Consider the following 5994-nt stretch of genomic DNA (forward strand, 5'->3'; position numbering starts at 1 on the left):
CTGCATAGCTCTCGTGCATGTTGTCTCGTCGCTATCATGTTGTGGTGCATTGACCGAATTTTGAAATAAGTTCTAGCACGTGATTCAAGATGTACCCTTCCGCCACACCTGCGTTCGTCGCATACTTAACGTATGAGAATGTGAACGGGCACATGCACCATCCTTGGTAGTAGGCTATGCATTACCCACATGTCACGCTGCGTCAGACCGGGCTGCAAGCGCTCCCCGTGGCGCAGGCTTCCAGCCTGCGTGGAGGCATCCTCGTCACCACCGTCAGGTGCTGGCCGTGACCGTTGGTGTACAGGTACGAACCTTGTACAACCAAACGTTTACACGCAGGTATCGTATTCATGCCTGACCGACTCGATGATCGGCATGAGCACATTCAGCACCCCTGTGACCAGACGGTTTACGGTATGCCACGCACCGGATCGTGAGCACGGCTGGCGCGGCAGCATGGCTGTCGCACTCCAAACCCCGCAACACGCACATGATGCCCACGTAAGGCAACCCATTCGGCACATGATAGTGCGGCTGGAGCTGCGCACTGCCATCGGGCCAGTCGCTCAAACCAACACCAATAGCCATCATACCCGCTGATACGCACTTGTTTGACACCAGTTATGAGTAATGCATAGCATAGGTGGTAGTAGGGGCGGGTTCAGAACCCGCCCCTACCCGCCCATTCGTATCATGCAGGTGATACCAACGGATGGTTGCGGAGGGTATGGACAATCACGGTGCGCAGCATATCCGGTAACAGACCGTGATGCACAGTATCACTCAAGGTTTGGATATTATGTGTAAACCAGGAATGTTCACAAAATCTTTTGTATTATGAGTAACAGGTGGAATATCGTGGCGTAACGCACAAGCAGCAATCCAGGCATCAGCACAAGAGATAGGCCGACCAATACGTTTCCCGTGAGCAATAATTTTTCCGTAATATTGCGCTATTGTATAGTCGTAGGGAATTACCACATATTGACGGATATTTATACGAAGCTGGTATCGCCTTTTTTCGCTCCAACGTGCAAATTCTGCGCCGGCCCACAGCTCACCGACAGTAATAAAGGAGATAGCCAATCGCTTACCGGAAAGATGTTCCTTATAAAGTTCTGCTGTGGAAGCCCCTTTCATGATATACGAGACAATATTTGTATCGAGGAGCAAATAATCAGATCGCATAACGTATGCTCTTCAGCATCTCCCCATTTACGTAGATCTTCGACAAACTGCTCAAAACCGTCATCTGTTTCACCGGGCCATGCACCATACAATGATTCAATGTTATCTACCGGTTGGACACACTGTTATCGTGCCAGTTCATCAATTGTTCTGGAAGTCCAGAAATCATATGCAGCGCTTTCTGTATCAAGCTCTAATGGCTCAATGCTATGTGTACGCAGATAGCGAAGTGTACCGGCAACCGGATTGATCACTGCTTCCCTCACAACCCGCACGAAGCGTCCTATCATGGACCGGACATCAGGCTCCTGCTCCTCGGTAAATACAAACGATACAGCATTGCCTGAATGCGGTTGCAACGATATGCGCCGACGCCTGAGATCGGTCAGAAACATATAACCTTCCATTGTCGTAAGGGCGTGCTGTCGAATCAAATCAAATTCGCGGGACGTGTACCTGACCCGTAGCGGATGACCATTTCGATAAAGGGTAAACGTCATCCGCGAGACACCCTTCAGAAATAGATTGCCAATTGTACTCCAGGCGAGCAATAATTCTCGATCAAAAACAGGGTTTACAACATCTGAAAATGCTTGAAATTCGTTCAAATTGATAAGGGCAGTTTCAAAAATGCACATCACCTCTTCGTCATCCGTGGAGTAGATTGCAACCATTTCAGACTACCTTGACCGTGATTTCAACGATACAGGTAGACGTATCAAAATAGAAAGTAGAACATTTTGAAGATACATACACGTTGTGCAAATTATCTCTACAGGCAGGGGAACATGACCCCTGATTTACACTTCATGAACGTGAGATGATGTTTATGAAGTGTTCAGCGAATACCCATCTGTTGTGATAAATCTTTTTGGATGTACATCATTATTGTAACATACCAGGAGATGGTATGCCATCTTTCGCTTACCTGAGCTGAAAGCTGACGTCTTGCAAAACATGTAGATTCTTGCACGGGCAAATTCATCTCCTTGACGGGGCTGTCACCTCGTCAGGGAAGGCGTCAACCTGTCTGACAGCAGCAGGAGCAGTTGCCAAACCAGCAGGCTAATTGGGCGGTAGGTTACGAAGCTGGAGGTTGGAAACCCTGCCTCAAGACATAGAAATCCCTGCGAGACTTACCGGGCGACTATCCACACCGACGATGGAAGCATCAAACGATCAGCATTCCAATGAATAGAAAAGGGGTGTGGCAAGGTAACAACCTCACCACACCCCGTACTGTGCACAAGATGGCGGGTTGGCAACCCACCCCTACCGGTATCGAAATACCTACGACACCTTGTGCAGCTTGCGCAGAAGAGTCGAGCAGAATTACTTAATCTCGACCACTGCACCGGCCTCGGTCAGCTTCGCCTTGGCTGCCTCAGCCTCTTCCTTGCTTACGCCCTCGCGAACCGGCTTGGGAGCACCCTCAACCAGGTCCTTCGCCTCCTTCAGACCGAGACTGGTCAGCTCGCGCACGACCTTAATGACCTGAATCTTGTTCGGACCGGCCTCCTTGAGGATGACATCGAACTCAGTCTTCTCCTCAACTGGAGCAGCAGCAGCAGCGCCATCACCGGCTGCGGCGACCGGCATCGCCGCACCCATCGCCATCACCGGGGCAGCAGCGGTGACACCCCACTTCTCTTCCATCTTCTTCTTCAGCTCAACCAGCTCGAGGACATTCAGGCCCTCAATCATCTCGATAATTGAATCGATCTTCGACATGGTACGTACACTCCTTATCGTGATAGAGATAACTATTCCGACATCACATATACAATCCGCGGGCGACGATTACGCCGTTTCTCCCTGCGGCTGAAGCTGATCGATCCGTGCCTGCAAAACGTAGAGCACGTTAGAAATCGCGGCGTTAAGCACACCGACAACCCCAGAGACGGGGGCAGCGATACCACCCACAACCTGAGCGAGTGCTTGCTCACGTGACGGGAGCTTCGTCACCTGCTCAAGCGCATCTGCCGGCAGCAAGGTGTTACCCAGCAAAGCCCCGCGAACAGTGAAGCTCTTATTCCCCGACTTGAGATAATCGAGCAGAGCTTTTGCCACTTTCGAGACATCATCGTAGCCGAGAGTCACAGCGGTTGGGCCGGCCAGCAACGGATCGAGTGCCTCGTGGCCGGTATTGTGAGCAGCAATCTTAAGCAGAGTATTCTTTGCCACCACAACCTCACCGCCATGCTCGCGCAACTTGCGGCGCAACTCGGTCATATCGGCCACGCTCATACCTTTGCCGTCACCGCGATAGTCGGCTACGACAACCAACTGAGCGCGGTTTAGCTTTTCGGTCAGCATGCTGACCGTTTCAATTTTACGCGGCGTTGGCATCCATTTCACCTCCTCTCAAAGCAGATCAAAAACGGTCACCCATCTTTGAGACAGGCGACCGAGCATAGCGCAGCAATAGCTGCGCACTATCGACAGAGTGAGTCAACAACTCACGACTATCTCATCTCAGACGCCACCTCGGTCGGCGGCCCACAGGCCATTAGGAGTAATGCTCACCGACTGTCTCAGGCAGCTAACGATGCAAGCTATCAGGCTTTCAGGTTCTGGGCAGCCACCGGATCAACCGGCACACCCGGTCCCATCGTACTGGTCAGGGTTACACTACGAATATACGTACCCTTTGCACCACTTGGCTTGGCCGCTTTCACCGCGTCCATCAGCGCAACGAAATTCTCGCTCAACTGCTGTGGGGTGAAGCTCACTTTGCCGATAGCCACGTGCAGGATACCGGTCTTATCGTTGCGGATCTCAACGCGACCACCCTTCACTTCACGAATCGTGCGTGCCAGATCGGCTGCCGGAACGATAGTGCTGCTCTTCGGGTTGGGCATCAACCCACGCGGACCGAGCTTACGACCAATCCGACCGACCTTACCCATCATATCGGGCGTTGCAATGGCTACATCGAAATCGAAGAAGTTCTCGCGGTCGATACGGGCAATCAGGTCATCGCTACCAGCGTAATCAGCACCAGCATCGAGCGCAGCCTGCACCGCTTCACCCTGGGCGAAGACCAGCACACGAACCGTCTTGCCGGTGCCGTGGGGCAGGGAAACAGTCGTGCGAATATTTTGATCAGCGTGACGCGGATCGATACCTAGCCGCAAGTGCGTCTCGACTGTACCATCAAACTTTGTGTACGAGGTCTCTTTCACCAACCTCAGCGCTTCGGTCGGTGAATAGAGGCGAGTCCGGTCAACCTTCGCCAGAGCGGCGAGATACTTTTTTCCGTGCTTTGGCATAGCAACTACTCCAGGTGGTGATGGCGGATCGACGAATCCTCCCACCAACTAACAATCACTATTCAACGATCTTGATACCCATACTGCGTGCCGTACCGGCAATAATCCGCTCAGCAGCCTCAATATCATTGGCATTCATATCAGGCAGCTTTTGTTGAGCGATCTGGCGCAACTGGGCACGAGTAATTGTACCAACAGTCGTGCGTTTCGGCGTACTGGCACCCTTCTGGATACCGGCTGCCTTTCGCAGCAAATCGGACGTAGGTGGTGTCAGCAGACGGGCAACGAAGGAGCGATCACTGTAAACCGAAATCTCAACCGGCACAATACTACCGGCCTGAGATGCCGATTTCTCGTTATACTCCTTCACGAAGGCCATGATGTTAATGCCGTACTGACCGAGCGCCGGACCAACGGGTGGCGCTGGTGTAGCTTTGCCAGCCGGCAATTGCAGTTTAACGACTGCGACGAGTTTCTTAGCCACGACACAACTCCTTGCATAACGGGAAAGCGCATAAACGACTTTCCCTCCCTCGCACAACCAGCGAGGTGACGGATAATCCTATTCTACCAATCGTGTTACTTGCAAGAAATCAAGCTCAACCGGCGCTTCGCGGCCAAAGAAAGAGACCAGAACACGCACCCGACCCCGCTCGTGATCAATGGTATCGACAATGCCCTCGAAGTCGGTGAAGGGGCCATCGATAATCTTGACAGCCTGGCCTTTCTGGTAGCTAACACGAACCTTCGGTGTTTCGCCTTCCATCTGGCGCAAAATAGCCTTGACCTCTTCATCCTCAAGGGGAGTAGGCTTATTGCCATGCCCAACGAAGCTGGTTACGCCAGGGGTATTGCGCACCACATACCAGGAGTCATCGGTAAGGCGCATCTGTACCAGGACATAGCCGGGATAGATCTTCTTATTTACCGTGCGGCGCTGCCCATTCTTGATCTCAATTTCCTCTTCGGTAGGCACAATAACCCGGAAAATCTGGTCTTGCATCTCCATGGATGCAATGCGATGTTCCAGGTTTTTCTTTACCTTGTTTTCATAGCCCGAATAGGTATGGATCACATACCAGCGCCGGTCATCGGCCTCTTTTTCTTTTTCCTTTTCCTCAGACATGGCAATCCCCGTTCGCGAACAGCTTACTGGACGAGGCTGACAAGGCTCGTGTAGAGGAAGGTGAAGATTGTATCACCGATGAAGAGCAGCAAGCCAATCACAATTGACACCGCAATCACGAGCATTGTAAGACGGATCGTCTCTTCGCGGCTTGGCCAAACGACTTGCCGTAACTCGCTGCGCGTTTCGCGAAATGTGCGCACGAGGATGTTTTCTTGAACGTCACGCTCAGTATCTTTGGCCACGGCCATTTTATACCCTTCACTTTGAAGCTGCCGACGGCATGAAAGCCGCCGACAGCTTAGCGAATCCGGCCTTAGACGTTAATCGAGAATCTTGGTTACGACACCAGCACCGACGGTGCGGCCACCTTCGCGGATAGCGAAGCGCAAGCCTTCTTCGATAGCC

Annotated in this window: 9 protein-coding genes; all 9 read right to left on the minus strand. The window is 52.2% G+C overall.

Translation table 11 applies throughout. The annotated features are described in order from the left end of the window. Positions 1-783: 783 nt before the first annotated feature. Positions 784-1188 (minus strand): type II toxin-antitoxin system VapC family toxin, encoded by a 405-nt coding sequence (locus tag VAE55_RS15915; RefSeq protein WP_322816716.1) that lies wholly within the window; start codon positions 1186-1188, stop codon positions 784-786. A gap of 125 nt (positions 1189-1313) precedes the next feature. Continuing rightward, a complete protein-coding gene (locus tag VAE55_RS15920; RefSeq protein WP_322816717.1) occupies positions 1314-1862 on the minus strand; it encodes a hypothetical protein in 549 nt (182 codons plus the stop codon). Between the two features lie 658 nt (positions 1863-2520). Continuing rightward, positions 2521-2919, minus strand: coding sequence for a 50S ribosomal protein L7/L12 (gene rplL, locus VAE55_RS15925; RefSeq protein WP_012258053.1), 399 nt, complete (start codon positions 2917-2919; stop codon positions 2521-2523). A 69-nt stretch (positions 2920-2988) separates the two neighbouring features. Then, positions 2989-3537 (minus strand): 50S ribosomal protein L10, encoded by a 549-nt coding sequence (rplJ, locus tag VAE55_RS15930; RefSeq protein WP_322816718.1) that lies wholly within the window; start codon positions 3535-3537, stop codon positions 2989-2991. Between the two features lie 209 nt (positions 3538-3746). After that, complete coding sequence (gene rplA, locus VAE55_RS15935) at positions 3747-4460, minus strand: 50S ribosomal protein L1 (RefSeq protein ID WP_322816719.1); 714 nt, start codon at positions 4458-4460, stop codon at positions 3747-3749. A gap of 58 nt (positions 4461-4518) precedes the next feature. Next, positions 4519-4944, minus strand: coding sequence for a 50S ribosomal protein L11 (gene rplK, locus VAE55_RS15940; RefSeq protein ID WP_322816720.1), 426 nt, complete (start codon positions 4942-4944; stop codon positions 4519-4521). A 78-nt stretch (positions 4945-5022) separates the two neighbouring features. Then, on the minus strand, positions 5023-5586 hold the full coding sequence (gene nusG / locus VAE55_RS15945; RefSeq protein WP_322816721.1) for a transcription termination/antitermination protein NusG: 564 nt from the start codon (positions 5584-5586) through the stop codon (positions 5023-5025). 23 nt (positions 5587-5609) lie between these two features. Next, the gene (gene secE, locus VAE55_RS15950; RefSeq protein WP_012258048.1) at positions 5610-5837 is read right to left on the minus strand and encodes a preprotein translocase subunit SecE; all 228 of its coding nucleotides are present in this window, start codon (positions 5835-5837) and stop codon (positions 5610-5612) included. A gap of 72 nt (positions 5838-5909) precedes the next feature. Continuing rightward, a partial coding sequence (locus VAE55_RS15955) for a hypothetical protein (RefSeq protein WP_322816399.1) occupies positions 5910-5994 on the minus strand: 85 nt, incomplete at its 5' end.

Origin of the sequence: Chloroflexus sp. (assembly GCF_034432675.1) — a bacterium.
Taxonomy (GTDB): Bacteria; Chloroflexota; Chloroflexia; order Chloroflexales; family Chloroflexaceae; genus Chloroflexus.

Coding starts and splice junctions, on each gene's coding strand:
- VAE55_RS15915 (WP_322816716.1), bottom strand. CDS start 1,188: ATGCGATCTGATTATTTGCTCCTCGATACAAATATTGTCTCGTATATC.
- VAE55_RS15920 (WP_322816717.1), bottom strand. CDS start 1,862: ATGGTTGCAATCTACTCCACGGATGACGAAGAGGTGATGTGCATTTTT.
- secE (WP_012258048.1), bottom strand. CDS start 5,837: ATGGCCGTGGCCAAAGATACTGAGCGTGACGTTCAAGAAAACATCCTC.
- rplA (WP_322816719.1), bottom strand. CDS start 4,460: ATGCCAAAGCACGGAAAAAAGTATCTCGCCGCTCTGGCGAAGGTTGAC.
- nusG (WP_322816721.1), bottom strand. CDS start 5,586: ATGTCTGAGGAAAAGGAAAAAGAAAAAGAGGCCGATGACCGGCGCTGG.
- rplL (WP_012258053.1), bottom strand. CDS start 2,919: ATGTCGAAGATCGATTCAATTATCGAGATGATTGAGGGCCTGAATGTC.
- rplJ (WP_322816718.1), bottom strand. CDS start 3,537: ATGCCAACGCCGCGTAAAATTGAAACGGTCAGCATGCTGACCGAAAAG.